Origin of the sequence: Streptomyces sp. NPDC051243 (assembly GCF_044455405.1) — a bacterium.
In the GTDB taxonomy this organism is placed as follows: Bacteria; Actinomycetota; Actinomycetes; order Streptomycetales; family Streptomycetaceae; genus Streptomyces.
In genome coordinates, this window is sequence record NZ_JBITES010000004.1 from 454357 (window position 1) to 472326 (window position 17970).

At 71.2% G+C, this 17970-nt stretch carries 14 protein-coding genes and 1 tRNA gene; 7 read left to right on the forward strand and 8 right to left on the reverse strand.

Annotation, left to right across the window (positions count from 1 at the left end; translation table 11 throughout):
- Positions 1–33: 33 nt before the first annotated feature.
- The gene (locus ACIBAG_RS12695; protein ID WP_126393741.1) at positions 34–669 is read left to right on the forward strand and encodes a hypothetical protein; all 636 of its coding nucleotides are present in this window, start codon (positions 34–36) and stop codon (positions 667–669) included.
- Here ACIBAG_RS12695 and ACIBAG_RS12700 read toward each other — a convergent pair.
- The 3 genes from ACIBAG_RS12700 to ACIBAG_RS12710 form a co-directional block, all read right to left on the reverse strand.
- A complete protein-coding gene (locus ACIBAG_RS12700; protein ID WP_399104075.1) occupies positions 647–4384 on the reverse strand; it encodes a hypothetical protein in 3738 nt (1245 codons plus the stop codon). The genes ACIBAG_RS12695 and ACIBAG_RS12700 overlap by 23 nt on opposite strands.
- Before the next feature lie 178 nt (positions 4385–4562).
- Positions 4563–5255, reverse strand: coding sequence for a response regulator (locus ACIBAG_RS12705; protein ID WP_399104077.1), 693 nt, complete (start codon positions 5253–5255; stop codon positions 4563–4565).
- Entirely contained in the window at positions 5240–6382 is a 1143-nt protein-coding gene (locus tag ACIBAG_RS12710; RefSeq protein ID WP_399104079.1) for a GAF domain-containing protein, read from the reverse strand. Before ACIBAG_RS12710 ends, ACIBAG_RS12705 begins: the two co-directional genes overlap by 16 nt.
- Before the next feature lie 167 nt (positions 6383–6549).
- Here ACIBAG_RS12710 and ACIBAG_RS12715 point away from each other — a divergent pair, with 167 nt between their 5' ends.
- The 3 genes from ACIBAG_RS12715 to ACIBAG_RS12725 are packed head-to-tail and all read left to right on the forward strand — an operon-like array spanning position 6550 to position 10199.
- A complete protein-coding gene (locus ACIBAG_RS12715; protein ID WP_399104081.1) occupies positions 6550–6927 on the forward strand; it encodes a DUF485 domain-containing protein in 378 nt (125 codons plus the stop codon).
- A complete protein-coding gene (locus ACIBAG_RS12720) occupies positions 6924–8594 on the forward strand; it encodes a cation acetate symporter (protein ID WP_399104083.1) in 1671 nt (556 codons plus the stop codon). The genes ACIBAG_RS12715 and ACIBAG_RS12720 overlap by 4 nt, the downstream gene beginning before the upstream one ends.
- A gap of 36 nt (positions 8595–8630) precedes the next feature.
- Complete coding sequence (locus ACIBAG_RS12725) at positions 8631–10199, forward strand: long-chain fatty acid--CoA ligase (protein ID WP_399104085.1); 1569 nt, start codon at positions 8631–8633, stop codon at positions 10197–10199.
- Positions 10200–10285: 86 nt separating this feature from the next.
- Here ACIBAG_RS12725 and ACIBAG_RS12730 read toward each other — a convergent pair whose 3' ends face one another.
- Positions 10286–11047 carry a TetR family transcriptional regulator C-terminal domain-containing protein gene (locus ACIBAG_RS12730; RefSeq protein ID WP_399104087.1) on the reverse strand — a complete coding sequence of 254 codons (762 nt, stop codon included), beginning with the start codon at positions 11045–11047 and terminating at the stop codon, positions 10286–10288.
- Between ACIBAG_RS12730 and ACIBAG_RS12735 the strand changes: the two genes are divergently transcribed.
- Complete coding sequence (locus ACIBAG_RS12735; RefSeq protein ID WP_399104089.1) at positions 10989–12407, forward strand: ricin-type beta-trefoil lectin domain protein; 1419 nt, start codon at positions 10989–10991, stop codon at positions 12405–12407. The two genes, ACIBAG_RS12730 and ACIBAG_RS12735, sit on opposite strands and share 59 nt — an antisense overlap.
- Before the next feature lie 26 nt (positions 12408–12433).
- Here the strand turns inward: ACIBAG_RS12735 and ACIBAG_RS12740 are convergent, their stop codons facing one another.
- Entirely contained in the window at positions 12434–13486 is a 1053-nt protein-coding gene (locus ACIBAG_RS12740; RefSeq protein ID WP_399104517.1) for a GAF domain-containing protein, read from the reverse strand.
- Positions 13468–13541 (reverse strand) — tRNA-Gly (locus ACIBAG_RS12745). Before ACIBAG_RS12745 ends, ACIBAG_RS12740 begins: the two co-directional genes overlap by 19 nt.
- Before the next feature lie 572 nt (positions 13542–14113).
- Between ACIBAG_RS12745 and dcd the strand changes: the two genes are divergently transcribed.
- Together dcd and ACIBAG_RS12755 are read left to right on the forward strand one after the other, a co-directional pair.
- Positions 14114–14689, forward strand: coding sequence for a dCTP deaminase (gene dcd / locus ACIBAG_RS12750; RefSeq protein ID WP_399104091.1), 576 nt, complete (start codon positions 14114–14116; stop codon positions 14687–14689).
- An 8-nt stretch (positions 14690–14697) separates the two neighbouring features.
- Positions 14698–15207 (forward strand): phosphoribosyltransferase, encoded by a 510-nt coding sequence (locus ACIBAG_RS12755; RefSeq protein ID WP_399104093.1) that lies wholly within the window; start codon positions 14698–14700, stop codon positions 15205–15207.
- 191 nt (positions 15208–15398) lie between these two features.
- Here the strand turns inward: ACIBAG_RS12755 and ACIBAG_RS12760 are convergent, their stop codons facing one another.
- A complete protein-coding gene (locus tag ACIBAG_RS12760; protein ID WP_399104095.1) occupies positions 15399–16436 on the reverse strand; it encodes a Yip1 family protein in 1038 nt (345 codons plus the stop codon).
- Between the two features lie 59 nt (positions 16437–16495).
- Complete coding sequence (locus tag ACIBAG_RS12765; protein WP_399104097.1) at positions 16496–17932, reverse strand: FG-GAP-like repeat-containing protein; 1437 nt, start codon at positions 17930–17932, stop codon at positions 16496–16498.
- Between the last annotated feature and the right edge of the window lie 38 nt (positions 17933–17970).

Genomic DNA, 17970 nt, shown 5'->3' on the forward strand with positions numbered 1-17970 from the left:
GTTCGACCTCCGAACTCGTGAGGAACCCCAGCCGTGCACTCGCGCCGCCTCCCCCGCACCGCCCTTCCCGCAGCCGCCGCCGTCCTGTGCGCTCTGCTGGCCTCCTGCTCCTCAGGCAACGCATCGTCGGACGCCGCTGCGTCCCCGAGTGGGGCCGGTCAGGTGACGACCGTCTCGCCCGAGCCCACCGCCACCCCCGCCGTCACTTCCTCGCCCAAGACCCTGCCGCCTTCCCACCTGTGCACCGTCCTCGACCGGTCCGCCGCCCGGCAGGTGCTGACCGACCCGAAGCAAGCTCCCCGCCTCGCGCCCGACAAGGGCACGGCTCCGGACTCGTGCAGCTACACCTCCGGTGACGGGACGGCCATGCTGACCCTCAACCCGTCCGCACGCTCCTACGACGCCGAGGTCTCCGCCTCGCACAACCTGGTCCGCGACCCGGCGTCGGCGGGCATGCGCGATGTGAAGGTCACCGAGGTCACCGGCCTGGGGCAGGGCGCGTTCAGTGAGACCGTCCAGGTGGTGCAGCCCAAGCAGGACGTCGCCTACGTGGTGTGGCGCGCGGGCTCCAAGGTCTGGGTGCTCACCCTCGCGGAGACAGCCGGGGCGAAGGGCGCCGACCGCCTCGTCTCGCTGGCCCGGCAGATCACTCCCCGGCTCCCGCACTGACCCCGCAGGCCCGCCGATAGGGCGCGTCCGGCACGTACGTCCGCCACTGTTCCCGCGTCAGGTCGGTGCCCGCCCGGGCGCAGACCCGCTTGATCGCCCATTCGGGAGCGATGTCGTACCGCTGGCGCGGCGCGTGCAGGCTGCCCGCGTACAGGGTCGTGCCATCGGGGGAGAAGGCCAGGGACTCGATGCCGTCGCCGGGCGTGGGCAGCGGGCTGCCGAGGGGCTGGCGGGTCGCCACGTCCCACAGCTGCACGCTGCCCGCGTCGCCGCCCACCGCCAGTGTCCGGCCGTCGGGGCTGAAGGCCAGCGCGTTCACCGCCTGCGGGCGGTCACCGAGCGGTGCCGGGAAGACGTCGCGCAGCACACCGGCGCGCCGGCTCGCTGTCCCGTCCCACAGGGCGACCCTGCCCATGTCGTCGCCGACCGCGAGCAACGAGCCGTCGGCCGAGAACCCCACCGCGCCCACATGCGCACCCTGCACCAGGTCGCGGCTCGCGACCTCGGCCGACGGCAGCCTGGCGAACCGTGCATCACCGACCAGCAGCCCGCCGTCGGGGCGTACGGCCAGGTGGACGCCGGCCAGTTCCGGCAGCACCGCCGTCCTGCGGCGAGCCGCGGTGTCCCATGCCTCGCCGTACAGGTCGCCGCCGGGCCGGACAGAGGAGCGGGCGGCGTACAGGGTGCGTCCACCAGGTCCGAGAGCGGTCTTCACCACCGCGTCGCCGGGCAAAACCATGGTGGAGCGGACGCGGTGACGGGCGACGTCCCACACCGTGAACGACTGCGCGACGACCTCCCGGCCGGGCTCCGAGACGCCGTACGCGAGCGCCGTGCCGTCCGGGCTGAACGCCAGCAGAGCGAGGGGGTCGTCAGGGATCCTCGGGTCGGGATCGCGAGGGACGGGCACCTTCACCGGGGGCAGGGTGCTTATCAGCCGGTCGTCGGCGGTGGCGCGGAGCTGGAAGAGGTAACGGCCGCCGGAACGCTGGGCCGTGGCGTACGTACGGCCGTCGGGGCTGAAGCACACCCCGTCCAGTGGGGTGCCGCGCCAGGAAGGGGTGACCGCCGGGCCGAGGTCGAGGGTGTGGACGGTGTTGCCCTCCAGGTAGCGCAGGGTGCGGCCGTCCCGGTCCCAGGCAAGGCCGCTGTAGGGGCGCTGGTTGTGCAGGGAGTGCCGGAAGACGGGCGATTCGGGGGCCGTCAGCCGCCGCACCTGGATCTCCTCGCGGTCGGCCGTCGCCAGGAAGGCGCCGTCCGGGCTGAAGGAGACCTCGTGCACCACGTTGCCGTCGAGTTCGGCGATCCGCCGGCCGGTCCTGGTGTCCCAGACCCGGAGCCCGGTGTCGGAGGCGGCGGCCAGCCGGTCTCCGCGCAGCGCGAGGACGGTCGTGTTCGCGTCCGCGTCGCAGATGCGGTCCTTCTGCCAGTCGCCGGGCAGGGCACGGCGGCCGGGGATGTCCCACAGCTGCGGGGCCTGCCCGCCGGAGCAGACGGCCGCGCGCCGTCCGTCCGCGCTGAGCGCGGTGACCGTGATGCCCGGTGCCGGGGCCTCGAACAGCACGCGGCCGTCCACGAGCGAGCGCAGCCGCACCCGGTCGCCCTCGGTGACCAGGAAGGTGCGATCGTCGCCGCTGAAGCTGACGTCGGTGAACTGCGGCAGTGGGTCCGGACCGCCGGTCCAGTGCCCGGTGGCGGTGTCCCACAGCCGTATGCCGTCGGGGCGGCTGATCACGAGCACCCGCACGTCCGGGCTTGCCCCGAGCACCAGGCCGTCCGGCAGCCGGCCCGAGCCGGTGCGGTGGCGCGTTCTCACGTCCCAGGTGCGCCAGGTGCGGTCGGCGGGGCTCATCAAGGTGCGGCCGGAGGCGGAGAGGGAACGCCAGGCGGAATCGCCGGGCACGGGGTCGGTGAAGGTGTCCGTCTCCTGCTGGGCGAGGGAACCGAGCAGGGCGCGGCGGGTCTCGGGCAGCTCGGCGATGCGCCAGGAGGCCGCGCCCAGCAGCAGCGCGGTGCGGGGGTCGGTGGTGCGCAGTGCGTCTGCGACGTCGGCGACCTGGCGGGCCGCTTCCTGGTTCTGCTGGCGCTCGTTGTCCTTGTATACGTCCCAGACGGCGACGGCCGTCAGCAGGGCTACGGCCAGTACGGCGGACAGCGACACGGTCAGGAGCCGGTGCCGACGGCTGATCCGGGCAGCGGCTTTGCGCTCCGCCTCGCGGGCGTCCAGCGCGGCGGCCAGGAAGGCCCGCTCCGTCATCGTCAGCGCCGCGTCCGTGTCGCAGTGCGGGAAGAGCTCCTCGGCGCGGGCCAGGCGGGTGCCCCGGTACAGCGCGCCGGGATCTCGGTCGTGTTCCAGCCAGGCGCGGGCCGCGTCCGCGAGCATCCGGTGGTGGCGAAGCCGTTCGCGGTCCTCCTCGATCCAGCCGTGCAGCCGGGGCCAGCAGGTGATCAGCGCCTCGTGGGCAAGCTGGACTCCGTCCTCATCGGCGGTCAGCAGCCGGGCCCGGGTCAGCCGCTCCACCACCATCGGTACATCCGGTTCATCCCATTCATCCAACTCCGCGCGGGACAGGGGGCGGCGGGTGTCGGGGGTGCCCTGGCCCGGCTCCACCATCCGCAGCAGTAGCTGCCGTGCCGCGCGCGCCTGGGCCGGTGACAGGTCGCCGTACGCCTCCTCCGCGGTGGCGGCGATCGCACCTCGCACCCCGCCGGCGGCCTCGTATCCGGAGAGGGTGAGCATGCGGCTCTTGCGGCGGCGCCAGGTCTCCAGCAGGGCGTGCGAGAGCATCGGCAGCCCGCCGGGCTGGTCGAGAACCTCCTCCACCAGGCGGGCGGTGAGCGTCCGCTCGACGCGGCACCCGGCGGCCCGGGCCGGTCCGGTCACCGCCGCCCGCAGTTCCTCCGCCGTCATGGGGCCGAGAAGCAGCCCGGCGCCGCGCAGGGCGTCCGCGAGGCCGCGGTGCTCGGCGCAGCGGGCGTAGAAGTCGGCGCGTACCGCGACGAGCACGCGCAGTCTGCTGTCCGGGGTGCGGGCGGCGAGCAGCAGGTCGACGAAGCGGGAACGCTCCTGCGGATCGCGGCAGAGGGTGAAGACCTCCTCGAACTGGTCCACCACCACCCAGCCTTCCGGTTCGTGCTCGGCAGGGTTCAGCAGATGGCCGTACGTCGTGGCGGGCCTGGCTCCGGGGGTGAGGATCCGCAGGGCCGCCGCGTCGCCGCGGGCCGCGATCTCCTCCTGCAGCCGGGGGATCAGCCCGGCCCGCAGCAGGGACGACTTCCCGCTCCCCGAGGGGCCGAACAGCACCGCGAACCGGTGCTCGCACACCAGCTCCCCGACCTCGTCGACCATCCGGTCCCGGCCGAAGAACAGATGCCGGTCGTCCGGCTCGAACCGGGCCAGACCGCGGTAAGGCGCGGGCGCATCCTCGACGTCCTCCACCGGAGCACCGGTCGCCTCCGCCTCGGCGGCCTTCCAGCGCAGCTCCCACTCGGTGGGATCGCCCCCGCAGGCGCGCACATAACCCCGGACGACGGCGAGGGACGGCAGCCGTTCACCGGCGGCAGCCAGTGACAGGGCGGTCGCCGAGAAGCCCGCCGCCTTGGCCATCGTCCGATACGAGGGACTTCCGGCGGCCTTCCGCAGCTCCCTGAGCTCATGCGCGAGCCGCTGAACGGGTCCCGCCGCCGGGTCCACCGGTCTCTCGGGACGCCCCATGACACGCACCTCCGTACATCCTGGACGTCTTGGTGGAGGCCAGGCTGCGCGGCCTCGGTCTGGGCGTCTTCAGCAGCGTTCACGCCCCCCGTGAGCAATCCCTACGAAGAGCCGGGGCTCTAGGCCGTGTCCGCGAAGTCCCGCCTGCGGGCGGACGACGGGACTTTGCGGACACGACCTAGAGGATCCCGCATTCGTTGGCGCGGGTGAGCGCCTCGATGCGGTTGCGGGCGCCCAGTTTCTCCAGTGTTCGTTGCACGTACGTCTTGACTGTGTTCCGGGTGAGGCCGAGGGCCTCGGCGATCTCCGGGTTCGTCTCGCCCATCGCCATGCGGCGCAGGATGTCGTACTCGCGGCGGGTCAGTCCGCGCTCCCTGAGCCGTTTGGCCAGCAGGACATTCACGTCCTGTTCGAGGCTGGTGGAGATGACGCGCTCGCCGGCGTTCACTCGCCGGATGGTGTCCACCAGATCGGATCGCTCGGTGTCCTTGAGGATGACCGCGTGCGCTCCGGCGTCGAGGGCCGCGTTCAGCGCGGCGTGCTCGGGATACGCGGTGAAGATCACGACTTTGACGCCGGGGCGGTGGGCGCGTAGTTCGCGGACCACTTCGGGGGCGAGCATGTCGGGCAGGCGCAGGTCGAGGAGGACGACGTCGGGGCGCAGCAGCTCGACCGCGGTGACGGCTTCTCTCCCGGAGCGGGCGAATCCCGCGACGGCGATCCACGGGGTGTTGCTGAGGGCCACCGTGACGCCGTCCAGGACGATGGGGTGGTCGTCGACGACCAGGACGCTCACTTTCTCCTGGTCGTCTGTCGTCTCCCGGGTCAGGGGCTGCTGACCCGACTCCTCCCGGTTCATGCGGGGACCCACGCCTGTACCGTGACGCCGCCGTCCTCGTTGCGGCCCACGCTCAGGCGTCCGCCCACGCGTGCCAGTCGTTCGGACATGGCCTGCATACCCAGTCCTTCCGAAGTGTTCCCGGTCGGAAGCCCCACTCCGTCGTCGGCGATCCGCACCGTGACCCCGCCCCTGCCGGCGAACACGCTGACCACGACGGACTGCGCCTGGGCGTGCTTCTCCACGTTCAGCAGGGCCTCCCTCGCCGCGGCGACGAGCGCCCTGACGTGGGCCGGCGGCAGCGGCGGCACATCGGTGACCGTGATGAGCCGGGCAATGATGCCGGTGCGCTCCTGGAAGGCCCGGCAGTCGCCGCGCAGCGCCACACAGCCGGCGATCCGGTCCGGCGGAGCGTTCAGCGCGTGCAGCGACGTGCGCAACGCGGCTGCCGCCTCCACCGTCTGCTGCTCCAGGTCGCTGAGCCGTCCCTGGAGCGCGTCCCCCGGGGGTAGTTCCTCGGCCAGCCTGCGGATGCCCGCGCCGATCGTGAAGAGCATGGCCCCGACGGTGTCGTGGAGATCGAGGGCGACCCGTCGACGCTCCTCGTGTACCGCGATCTCGGCGGCGTGCCGGGCCCGCTCCGCGACGACCACCGCGGCCGCCGCGCGGGCAGCGGCCTGTTCGAAGAGCTGTGTCGCACGGTCGTCGTACGACGCCGCGTAGCGGTTGGAGCCGTACAGCACGCCGAGCAGCCGGTCCTCGTGGACCATCGGAACGGCGATCATCGAGGACATGCCCTCGGCCTCCACCACGGACTTGAAGTGGTGGGTGATGCTCTGGGCGTGCTGGTAGTCGCGCACCCACTTCGGTGTGCGCTCGACGAGGACCTGGCCGCCCAGACCACAGCCGACGGGGACCACGAGCCCGTCCACCCTGTCGGTCCGCACGTTCAGGGGATGCCTCAGGACGATCTCGTCCGGGCCTTCCGGTTCGCCGACCCAGGCCGTGTCCGCGCCGCACACGGTGGGCACCGTCGCCACGATCCGGCGCATCGCGGCGGGCCCGTCGAGCAGGGCGAGGATCTCCCTGTAACCCTCGGTGAGCTCGAACAGCTCGTCAGATAGCGGCTGTCGATGCTGTCCGCCCACCAGACCAGTCATGCTCGGGCACCTCCCTGCTCGGCCCTTACTTTCCCATGGTCACTGGTTCCGTTTCCGGACGCCATCTCCATTTGGAGACCTCCGCATGGGGCTGTCGGGCGTCCTCGGGCCCGCCCAGGATGCGTCGGTACCCCAGGCCAGCCGCCCCAGACGGAAACGCAGCCCTCATGACACATGGCGCCACCCCATATCCCGACCACCGCGATCCCTGGCACGAACGAGGCGCGGAGCCTTGGAATCGCCGGGACGAGCGGGTCGACGACCCCGTGGCCGACCTGCTCGCGTTGCGCGCCAGACGGCTTGGGCCGGTTCGGCCCGTCACGGCCGCTGTCCTCGGACTCTTCCTGCTCAACGCCGTACTCGCCGCCCTGGCACCGGAGTTCATGGGCATGGTCCTGGTCGGCCGGCTGTCCGTCGGCCTCGCCGGTGGCCTGGCGCTGTGTGCCGCCACCGCGGCCGCCGTTCGCTGGTACGCCCGCTACTGCGCCGCCCACGTCGACCCCGTCACCGAGGAGCTGAAGCGCCATGCGGGGGGTGCCCGATGAGCCTCGCCCTCGAACTGATGGCCGCCCCTTCCTTCCACGTCTTCACCGTCTTCGCGCCCTTCGTCTGCTGCGCGCTGTTCCTGGCCGTGCTGGTCATCTCGGGAGACGGCGCCGACGGCGCCGTCGGCGGCTTCTACCTCGGCGACCGGCGGCTGTCCCCGGCCCGGGCCGGGCTGGCCCTCTTCGGCAGTTACATGTCGGCCGCCACCCTTCTCGGTACGCCGGGTCTGGTGGCGTTGACCGGCTACGACGGCATGATGATCTTCCTCTTGGGGCCTGTCGTCAGCTGGATCGTCATCCAGTTCCTGATCGCCGAGCCGTACCACAGCACGGGCCGCTTCACGGTCGGGGACTGCCTGGCACGGCGGCTGAACCCGCGTCCGGTGCACGCGGCCGCCGGCCTGGCCACGCTCGTCATCTGCCTGCTCTACCTCATCCCCCAACTCGTCGGCGCCGGCGCCCTGGCCGCACCGGTGCTGGGTCTGACCGGGGTGGCGGCCGAGCGGAGCATGGTCGCTGCGCTCGGCTTCGTGATGATCCTTTACGTGGCCATCGGCGGCATGCGGGCCACCACCGTCGTACAGGTGCTGAAGGCCGGTCTGCTGGTGGGCGGTGGCCTGCTCCTCGCGTTCGGGGTGCTGTCCGAGGCCGGCTGGAACCCGGGCGAGGTCCTGCACCGGGCGGCGGTCAACAGTGGTGCCGGTGACCGGTTCCTGAATCCCGGGGCTGCCGTCGGGAGCGATGCGGTCAGCAGGGTCGACGGGTTGAGTCTGCAGCTGGCCATCGTGCTCGGCGCGGCCGGACTGCCCCATCTGCTGATGCGCATCAGTGCGGTGCCCACGGCGCGCGCGGCGCGCGGAACGGTCCGCTGGGCGGCTCTCCTCACCCTCGCGTTCTGCCTGATGGCCGCGGTCATCGGCCTGGGGGCGGGAGCCCTGGTCGGACCGGCCCGCATCACGCGTGAGAGCCCGAGCGGCAACACCGCCACGTTCCTGCTGGCGGACCAGCTGGGCGGCACGGTGTTGCTGACCGTGATCTCCTGCGTGGCCTTCATGACGATCCTCGCGGTGGTGTCGGGGACGACACTCGCCGCGTGCGCCGCCGTGGCGCACGACCTGTACCAGGCTGCCTTCAGGCAGGGCCGGGCACCGGAGAGCCGGGAGGTGGGCCTCGCCCGAATCGCGGCCGTCCTGATCGGCGTGATCGCCACGACGCTGTCCATGTACGCCCAGGACATCAACGTCACCACCCTGGTCGCGCTGGCGTTCGCCGTCGCCGCGTCGACCGTGTTGCCCGCGCTGCTGTACACCCTGTACTGGAGCGGATTCACTAGCAGGGGAGCGTGCTGGACCCTCTACGGAGGGCTCGTCTCCAGCCTGACACTGTGGGCCCTCTCGCCCGGCCTGTCAGGGAGCGCCACCTCGCTGCTGCCGAACTCGGACTTCGCCCTCTTCCCGCTCCGGTACTGCGGAATCGCCTCCATCCCCCTCGGGTTCCTGCTCGGCTGGCTCGGCTCCTTCCTCGACCGCGGACAGCCTGATGTCCGGAAGTTCGCCGACCTCCAGCACCGCGTCGCCGTGGAGAACTCGACCGGAATCTCGCGTACGGGGCCCGGCGTCGAGAGGACCACCCCGGGCGACCCGGGCTCCTTCTTCACGGCCCGCTAGCCACACAGCCGTACCGCTTCCTCCGAGGAGACACCCATGCTCAACCTCGCCGTCCTGCTGGAAAACACCGCACGCGAGGCGCCCGACCGCGACGCCGTGGTGCTGGGGGGCACACGGCTGACGTACGCGCAGATCGACGCCGAGGCGAACCGGGTCGCGGCGGCACTGTCGGCCCACCGCATCGGACCCGGCGACCGGGTGGCCCTGAGCTGCCCGAATCTGCCGTACTTCCCCATCGTCTACTACGGCATCCTCAAGGCCGGCGCGACCGTCGTACCGCTGAACGTCCTGCTCACCGAGCGGGAGATCGCGTACCACCTCCAGGACTCCGGAGCGACCGCCTACTTCTGCTTCGAGGGCACGGAGCAACTGCCCATCGCTGAGGCGGGGCTGCGGGCGTTCGAGTCGACGCCGGGCTGTGAGCAGTTCGTGCTGCTGCCCGGCACGCCCTCCGGTGCGACCCGGCAGGAGAACCCGGGGACGACGACGCTCGCGGAGTTCACCGACGGGATGCCCGCCGCGTTCGACACCGTGCAGACGGCGGAGACGGACACCGCGGTCATCCTCTACACCAGCGGCACGACCGGCGCCCCCAAGGGTGCCGAGCTGACACACAGCAACATGGTCCACAACGCACTGATGGCGAGCCGCCTGTTCGCGATGGTGCCCGACGACGTCCAACTGCTGGCGCTGCCGTTGTTCCACTCCTTCGGGCAGACCGCGCAGCTCAACGCGGGATTCGCGACCGCCACCACCATCATGCTGATGCCGCGCTTCGACGCCCGCGCGGCGATCGAGGCCATGGTGCGCGAGCGCATCACCTTCTTCGCCGGTGTGCCGACGATGTACTGGGCGCTGCTGAACTGCGAGGACGTCACCGGATCCGACCTGGCCGCGATCGCGGAGAACCTGCGTCTCGGCGTTTCCGGCGGATCGGCCCTGCCCGTCGAGGTGTTGAAGGGCTTCGAGGAGCGCTTCTGCGTGCCCATCCTCGAAGGCTACGGACTCTCCGAGACCAGCCCCATCGCCACGTTCAACCGCATCGACCGGCCCCGCAAACCCGGCTCGATCGGTTTTCCGGCGTGGGGCGTCGAGGTGAGCGTCGTCCGCACCGACGGCACGGAAGCAGACGTCGACGAGCCCGGTGAGATCCGGATCCGCGGCCACAACGTGATGAAGGGCTACCTCGACCGGCCGGACGCGACGGCGGAGGCCATCGACGAGCAGGGCTGGTTCCGTACGGGCGACGTCGGCAGGCGGGACGCCGACGGCTACCTCTACATCGTCGACCGCACCAAGGACCTCATCATCCGCGGCGGCTTCAACGTCTACCCCCGCGAACTCGAGGAAGTCCTGCTCACCCACCCGGCCGTCAGCCTCGCGGCAGTGGTCGGCGTACCCCACGCCAGCCACGGTGAGGAGGTCAAAGCCTTCGTGATCCGCAAACCCGGAGCCACGGCCACAGAGGCCGACATCGTGGCCTGGTGCCGGCAGAACATGGCGTGCCACAAGTACCCGCGGATCGTCGAGTTCCGGGACGGGCTGCCCATGACCGCGACAGGCAAGATCCTCAAGCGTGAGCTTTCCGATCGACCGTCGGCCTGACCTCCATGGGGCGCCCTGAGACGCCGCTGGATCTCGGTGCCGGCCGGATGGCCCGCTTCGCCGACGAGCCGCGCTCCCTCGACGCGTCAGGTGTGCTTGCCCGTGATGTCGGCCAGGAGTGCAGTGATGACACGGTCCGTGGCAGCGCTCATGTCGACGGACTCAGGGGCGAACAGCCACTGGGCCTGGAGGCCGTCCATGACGGCGATGACGGCGCCGGCCGCGTCTTCGAGGTTGAGGTCGGCCCGGGTCTCGCCGAGCTCGCATGCTTCTGCGAGGGCTTCAGCGAACAGTCCGCGCAGCCCCGCGTATCGGTCGCGTCGCGCAGTCCAGGACGCCAGTGAGGAGTTGGCGCGGCCGCGATCTTCACGACACGGCCCGTCTGAACCAGGGCGGGACGGCGGACCGGGGGACGGCTGCGAAAGGCCGTCCACCCGACCATGGGCCCCGTGCGGGGGATAGAACCGCGCGGGGCCCTCTCCGTGCGAGGTGCCGCGTGCAACGTGCAACGGGACGGTGTCCGTCTGCGGATGGAGACCTCCGGCTGGAGCTTCCGCACAGTCACCGACGGGCGCAAGATCGCCCCGGGTAGCAGAGGGTGACGTGGCGACGGGGGCTCGGATGCTTCTGAAACGCACTATGCAGGTCGGCCAAGGCGACACCGAGCGCGTTTCGGTGCAGCCGGTGCCCGCCGACGGTCTCCGAGGGGGACGCGTCGACGTCGACGTCGAGGGACGGCCTTCCCACCCGCTCCGTCCCGGACCGCGGCCGGCGAGGGTCTCCCCTCTCGTGACGGAGCTGCTCGCCCGGCACTGGGCGCCCGTCCTGGAGTACGCGACGCTGTGCACGAATTCCCCCCAGGCCGCCAAGGCCCTCGCGCAGGCGGCCTTCCGGCGGCAGCTCGACAGCGCGGCCGGGCCGACCTTCCCGTGGCGCTGCCATCTGCTCGGCGCCGTCATCGAGACCGCTGAGGAGTGGGACGCCGACGAACGGCGCTTCGACTTGCGGGAGGGCCTGCGCACCGAGGCGGACGGGCAGGAGCCGTCCGCGATGGTCCTGCGGCGCGAGCGGCATCTGCTCCTCCACGGCTTCCAGCAGCTTCCGGAACAACTGCGGTCGTTGCTGTGGCACACCGAAGTCGAGGCGGAGGACCTTGCGGAGGCCGCCTCCCATGCCGGACTGGACCTGGCCACGGCCCGCGCCAAACTTCGCGGTACCCGCGCCCGGTTACGTGCCGTGTGCCGTCAGGCCCACCTCGACTTCGCGCCCGAGGAGGACTGCCGCCGCTACAACCGCCTCATCGACGTCGCCACCGACCGCAGTCAGGTCACGGAGGCCGTGCCGGACCTGCACCACCATCTGACGGAATGCGCGTACTGCCGAGCCGCCACGAACCAGCTCGACCAGACACCGGAGCGCCTGCCCTTGCTGCTCGCCGAAGCGGTGCTGGGCTTCGGCGCGGAGGACTACCTCACCCTCTGCCGAGCCCGACGCTCGTATGCGTCCACGGCGGTGCCCGCATCCCATGCGCCGCCACAAGCCCGGCCCTTGTACACGCCAGTGGCCCGCGCCAGGATGCGCAGGGCTCGACGGGCGGCTCGTCGCCGAGCGGGCTTCCTCTTCGGCGGGATCGTCATCACCTCGGGGGTCCTCATAGGAGCAGTCACCGGAATCCTCCTCAGCGGCTCCCCGACCGGCCCCGGGGCCGATGCCGGGACGGCGGAATCCACCCCCACGCAGGCCACGTCCCCCCAAGCCACCCCCGCCGGCAACCGGCCGACCCCGGTCCTGAACGCCCGCTTGCACAACGTGGCGACCGGTCTGTGCCTCGACATCGGGAACCGTGACGCGGTCGCGGGCGCCACCGCGGTGACCTCCACGTGCGCGCCCGTGGCCACCCAGTTGTGGGACTTGGGCCCGGACGGGCTGCTGCGCAGCCATGCCGACCCGGGCCTGTGCCTGGACTCGGCAAAAGTGTTCGAGCTCGAAATGCGTCCGTGCACCGAGGCCGCCGATGACTGGGCCGCGGACTTCCAGTTCGTCCTGTCGGACGGTGGACAGCTCATCCCGGGCCGGAACAGTCGACTTGCGGTGACGCCGGCCGGCACTCGCCAGGTGGTGGGTGTTCCTGTCGTACTCAGGGAACCGGACGCGTCATTCCCGAGTGGGTTCGAGCGCTGGCTGACTGAAGCGGGCCCCAGGCCGTGAATGAATCAGGCCCATCCCCTCCGTGCTCATACGGGAACCCACGCCTGGACGGTGACTCCGCCGTCCTCATTGCGGCCCGTGCTCAGCCGTCCGCCCACCCGTGCCAGACGCTCGGACATGGCGGCCACGCCCAGCCCCTCACGTGTCCGTCCGGCAGGAGGGAGGCCCACACCGTCGTCGGCAATCTGCACGGTGACCCCCTTGGAGGCGGCGAACACACTGACCACGACGGATCGAGCCCGGGCGTGTTTCTCCACGTTCAACAGTGCTTCCTTCGCCGTGTCGGTGAGCGCTCTGGCATGCGCTGACGGCAGTGGCGGCAGCTCGGTGACGGTGATGAGCCGGGCGACGATGCCGGTACGTTCCTGGAAGGCCCGGCAGTCGCCGCGCAGGGCCACCCCCAGCGCGACCCGGTCCGGCGGAGCATTCAGCGCGTGCAGCGACCCGCGCAGTGCGGCTGCGGCTTCGGCCGCCTGTTGTTCGAGGTCGCTCAGTCGACCGTGGAGCGTGTCCCCCGGGGGCAGTTCGGCGAGGAGACCGCGGATGCCGGCGCCGATGGTGAAGAGCATGGCCCCGACGGTGTCGTGGAGATCGAGGGCCACCCGCCGTCGCTCCTCGTGCACCGCCACCTCGGCAGCATGCCGGGTTCGCTCGGCGACGACCGCCGCGGCCGCCGCTCGTGCACCGGCCTGCTCGAAGAGCTGTGTCGCCCGGTCGTCGTACGACGCCGCGAACCGGTTGGCGCCGTACAACACGCCCAGCAGCCGGTCCCCGTGGACCATGGGTACGGCGATCATGGCGCCGACGTCCTCGGCCTGCACCACGGGGTTGAAATGGTGGGTGATGGTCGCCGCCCGCGTGTAGTCCCTCACCCACAGCGGGCGGCGTTCGACGAGAACCTGCCCGCCCAGTCCACGGCCCGCCGGAATGACAAGTCCATTGACCTTGGGCGAGCGGATGTTGTTCGAGACTCGCCGGGGGTCTCGGTCGTGAAATGACGCCGCCCCAAAATGGACTGGACGACAAACAAACCCCAGGCCGCTGACCTGGGGTTTTTCTCTGGAGCGGGTGACGAGAATCGAACTCGCGCTCTCAGCTTGGGAAGCTGATGTTCTACCATTAAACTACACCCGCGTAAGACACCCGCTTCGGGAAGATCCGGAGGCGGTGTCCGATCGCCTCGTCACTGTACCTCATCTCCGGCCCCGGGCGCTGACGCCTTGGGGCCTGAGTGCGTTTCAGGGGTGCGGTCCGGGTGGGATACGGGTGCGGGGGGCGGGAGTTGGGGCGTACGGTGGAGGGGTGGGAGAGGGTCCGGGCGGGGGCGGAGTGCCGTCTGGAGGGCCGTCCCTTTGATCCCGTAATGTGGCCTCTCGTCGTCAGGCAGGCAGCAGCCTGGCGCGGCTCTTGGGGAAGGGACTCAAAGGACTTGATGGAGCGCACCGTCGTCCGTTGTGCCGATGGGCACGTGTTCAGCACCGCTTCGTTCCCGATGCAGCAGGCCGAGCGCCTCGGCCCCGGCCGGCTCGTCCGGTGTCCCCGGTGTGCCCGGCTCCGCAGTGTGGTGCCGGTGCAGCTGGAGAAGCGGTAGCGGGAGCGACAGCAGTAGCGGCAGTAGTAGCGAGAGCAGTAGCGACAGCAGTAGCAGCGGGCGCGCGGGCGGTCACGATTGTGGTCGTTCCGCGCGCCTTGCGTATCCTCGGGGCGTGCTTCTCTCAGACAAGGACATCCGGGCCGAGATCGACGCCGGGCGGGTACGGATCGATCCCTTTGACGAATCCATGGTGCAGCCGTCGAGCGTCGATGTACGGCTGGACCGGTACTTCCGGGTGTTCGAGAACCACCGGTACCCGCACATCGACCCCTCCATCGAGCAGGCGGATCTCACGCGGCTCGTCGAGCCCGAGGGCGATGAGCCGTTCATCCTGCATCCCGGGGAGTTCGTGCTCGCCTCGACGTACGAGGTCATCACGCTGCCCGATGATCTCGCGTCGCGGCTCGAGGGGAAGTCCTCCCTCGGGCGGCTCGGGCTCGTCACCCACTCCACCGCCGGGTTCATCGACCCGGGGTTCAGCGGGCACGTCACCCTTGAGCTGTCCAACCTCGCCACCCTGCCCATCAAGCTCTGGCCCGGCATGAAGATCGGCCAGCTGTGCTTGTTCCGGCTCTCCTCGCCCGCCGAGTTCCCGTACGGCAGCGAGCGGTACGGATCCCGGTACCAGGGGCAGCGCGGGCCCACCGCCTCCCGGTCCTTCCAGAACTTCCACCGGACCCAGGTGTGAGTGGCGGGATGGCTGACCAGGACACGCAGGTGCGCGAGAACCTCACCTACGAGCGGTTCGGCGCCGCCGTCCGCGAGCTCGCGCAGACCATCGCCGACGACGGCTACGAGCCGGACATCGTGCTCAGCATCGCCCGTGGCGGCGTCTTCGTCGCCGGCGGGCTCGCCTACGCCCTCGACTGCAAAAACCTTCATCTGGTGAACGTCGAGTTCTACACGGGTGTGGGGACGACGCTTGAAATGCCCGTCATGCTCGCCCCCGTCCCCAACGCGATCGACTTCACCGACAAGAAGGTGCTGATCGCCGACGACGTCGCCGACACCGGCAAGACGCTGAAGCTCGTCCACGACTTCTGCCTCGATCATGTCGCCGAGGTGCGGTCCGCCGTGATCTACGAGAAGTCCCACTCCCTCGTGAAGTGCGAGTACGTGTGGAAGCGCACCGATGACTGGATCAACTTCCCGTGGAGTGTCGAACCGCCCGTCGTGAAGCGGGCCGGTCAGGTGCTCGACGCCTGAGAGGCGCAGAGAGGCGCAGAGAGGCGCAGAGACGCGCAGAGAGGCGCAGAGACGCGGACAGAGGTGCACTGAGTCCACTGAGTCCACTGAGTCCACTGAGGTCCACTGCGGTGCGCAGAGGCGGACATACGTGAGAGAGGGCCCCCGGCCGTTGGTGCCGGGGGCCCTCTCATGTTGCGGTTCGGCCGGGATCAGAACGTGCCCAGCTTCACGATCGACAGCAGCGCGACCAGCTGGATCGCGCTCGCGCCCAGCGCCTTCGGCCACGGCAGGTCGTGGGACTTCGAGACCATCAGGGTCAGCAGGGCGCCTGCCGCCACCCACGTCGCCCAGCCCAGCGCCTGGACGAACGTCGCGTCGCCGCCGGCGAACATCGCGAAGATCAGGCGGGGGGCGTCCGTGAGGGACATGATCAGCATGGAGAGGCCGACCGTGGGCTGCCAGGCGCCGTCGCCGCCCAGCTGGCGGGCCAGGGTGTGGGTGACCACGCCCAGGACGAAGGACGACAGGACGATGGCCACGGCCGTGGTCAGGACGATCGGGACCGCGTTGGAGAGGGTCGCGCTGATCGCGTCCTCGCGGGCGGTGTCGAAGCCGAACACGGCCAGGAGACCGTAGAGGAACGTCACGATCAGGGCGGGGCCCCACATCGTGTAGTCCCGCATCTGGAGGAAGGTCTGCGAGGGGGAGAGGACGATTCCCCGGAGCAGCGCCTTCCAGTGCAGGCGGGGGCCGATCGGGCCGGCGGGGGCCGCTCCGGCCTGGTAGGTCTGGCCCTGGCTGTAGGGGTCCTCGCCGACCGAGAACGCCTGGGTGTGGCCCGGGTTGTTCGCCGCGTACGGGTCGGGGGCGCCGCCGCCCGGGCCGTGCGGGTAGTCGCCGTCGCCGAAGTACTCCGGCTCGCCGTGCCCACCGTGGCCGCCCTGCCCGCCGTGCCCTCCGGCGCCGTAACCGGCGTAGCCGCCACCGCCGTTGGGCTGCGGCCAGCCGCCACCGCCGCCGCCCGAGCCGCCGTACGGCTGCTGCGGCGGCGGGGGATAGCCGCCCGACGGTCCCTGGGGCACCTGCTGCCCGTACGGAGGTTGTTGGGGGCGCGTCTGCGGGGTGCCGTTGTTCCGGCTGCCCCGTCCGATCCTGAATCCAGCCACGTCTTCGAACGTACCTGGTCCCGGAGATCCGCGTGCCGGGCCCAGCGGTTCGGGCCCGGCTTTGCGGCCGAGCTGTGACATCCCTTAGGGGGAGGGGCGGGGCCGTTCTCCGTGGTACATCAGGGTCGTGAGGGATGGCGTCAGCGCAGCATGACCTGCCCCAGCCGCAGGTAGCCCGAGGGCAGGCCCACCGCGGCCGGGCCGAAGCTGACCGCCTTCGTGGTGGTCACGCCCGACGCCGCGCCGCGCAGGCTGTAGATCGCGCCCGCCGGGTGGTTCTCGCCGTCGGCGGCGGCGGACAGGTCCGCCCTGCCGTCGCCGTTGAGGTCGGACAGGCGCACCGAGGCGCCGAAGCGGTCGGCGGACTCGGCGGTGCCGGGGACGCCGGCCGTGTTCTGGGTGAAGGACTGGGCGCCGGTGGTGGTCAGGCCGGTGGCCGAGCCGCGCAGCACGGTGACGGCGCCGGCGATCTTGGCGGTGCCGACGTCCTCGTGGAGCGCGCCGACGGCCAGGTCCGCATAGCCGTCGCCGTTGATGTCGGCGATGGACAGGGCGTTGCCGAAGTAGTCGCCTTCCTCGTCCGAGCCGGGGACGCCCGGGGTGTCCTGGGTGATCGTGGCCTGCGGCCGGGTGCGGACGCCGTCCGCGCTGCCGAGGTAGGCGTTGACGGAGCCGCCGATGCTGGTCACGCCGTCGTCGCCGTACGTCGACGTGACCACGTCGGCGTAGCCGTCGCCGTTGAGGTCGCCGACCGCCGCCAGCTCCCAGGCGCCGTTCCGCAGGAACGTCTGGCGGGTGGGGCCCGTGGCGGAGCCCAGGTAGACGAAGGTGCCGTCCTCGTATGTCTCCGCCTCGTTGCCGCTGATGACCAGGTCGTCGATGCCGTCGCCGTTCACGTCGCCGGCGGCGAGGCTCTGGGCGCCGTAGAGGCTGTTGCCGGGCTGGAGGTCGGTGGCGAGCTCGGAGCGCGATGCGGCGCCGGAGGCCTTGGTGAAGCCGCCCTTGTGGATCCAGACGTCGCTGCCGGTGCTGCCGACGGCGAGGTCGGCCCGGCCGTCCCCGCCGAAGTCGCCGACGGCGAGGGACATGCCGTACTCGTCGTGGGCCGAGGGGGCGGGGTCGGGCACGACCTGGCCGCCGGCCAGGCCGCTGCTGCCGCCCCAGACGATCACGACGGCGCCGGCCTCGGCGTTCTCGCCCTTGGCGCCGATCACCAGGTCGGCGTATCCGTCGCGGTTCAGGTCGCCGGAGGTGAGGGAGGTGCCGAAACGGTCGCCCTGCTCGGCTGCGCCGGGGATGCCGGCCGTGTTCTGGGTGATCACGGTGCGGCGGGTGGCGCTGATGCCGTTCGCGGAGCCGTAGTTGACGACGACCGCGCCCGCGTCCGTCTTGCCACCGACCGGTGTGTACGGCGCGGCGCTCGCGAGGTCGCGGTAGCCGTCGCCGTTGAAGTCGTCGGCGTACTTCGCGGGCGCTGCGGCGGCCGGGGCCGCGGTGAGCAGCGGGGCGGCCGTGAGGGCGGCGGCGACGGTGGCCGTGGCGAGCGCCAGGGAGTGGAGGCGGTTGCGCCGGAGCATGTGGGTTCTCCTGGTGGGGGGGGCCGGTGTGTGGGGGT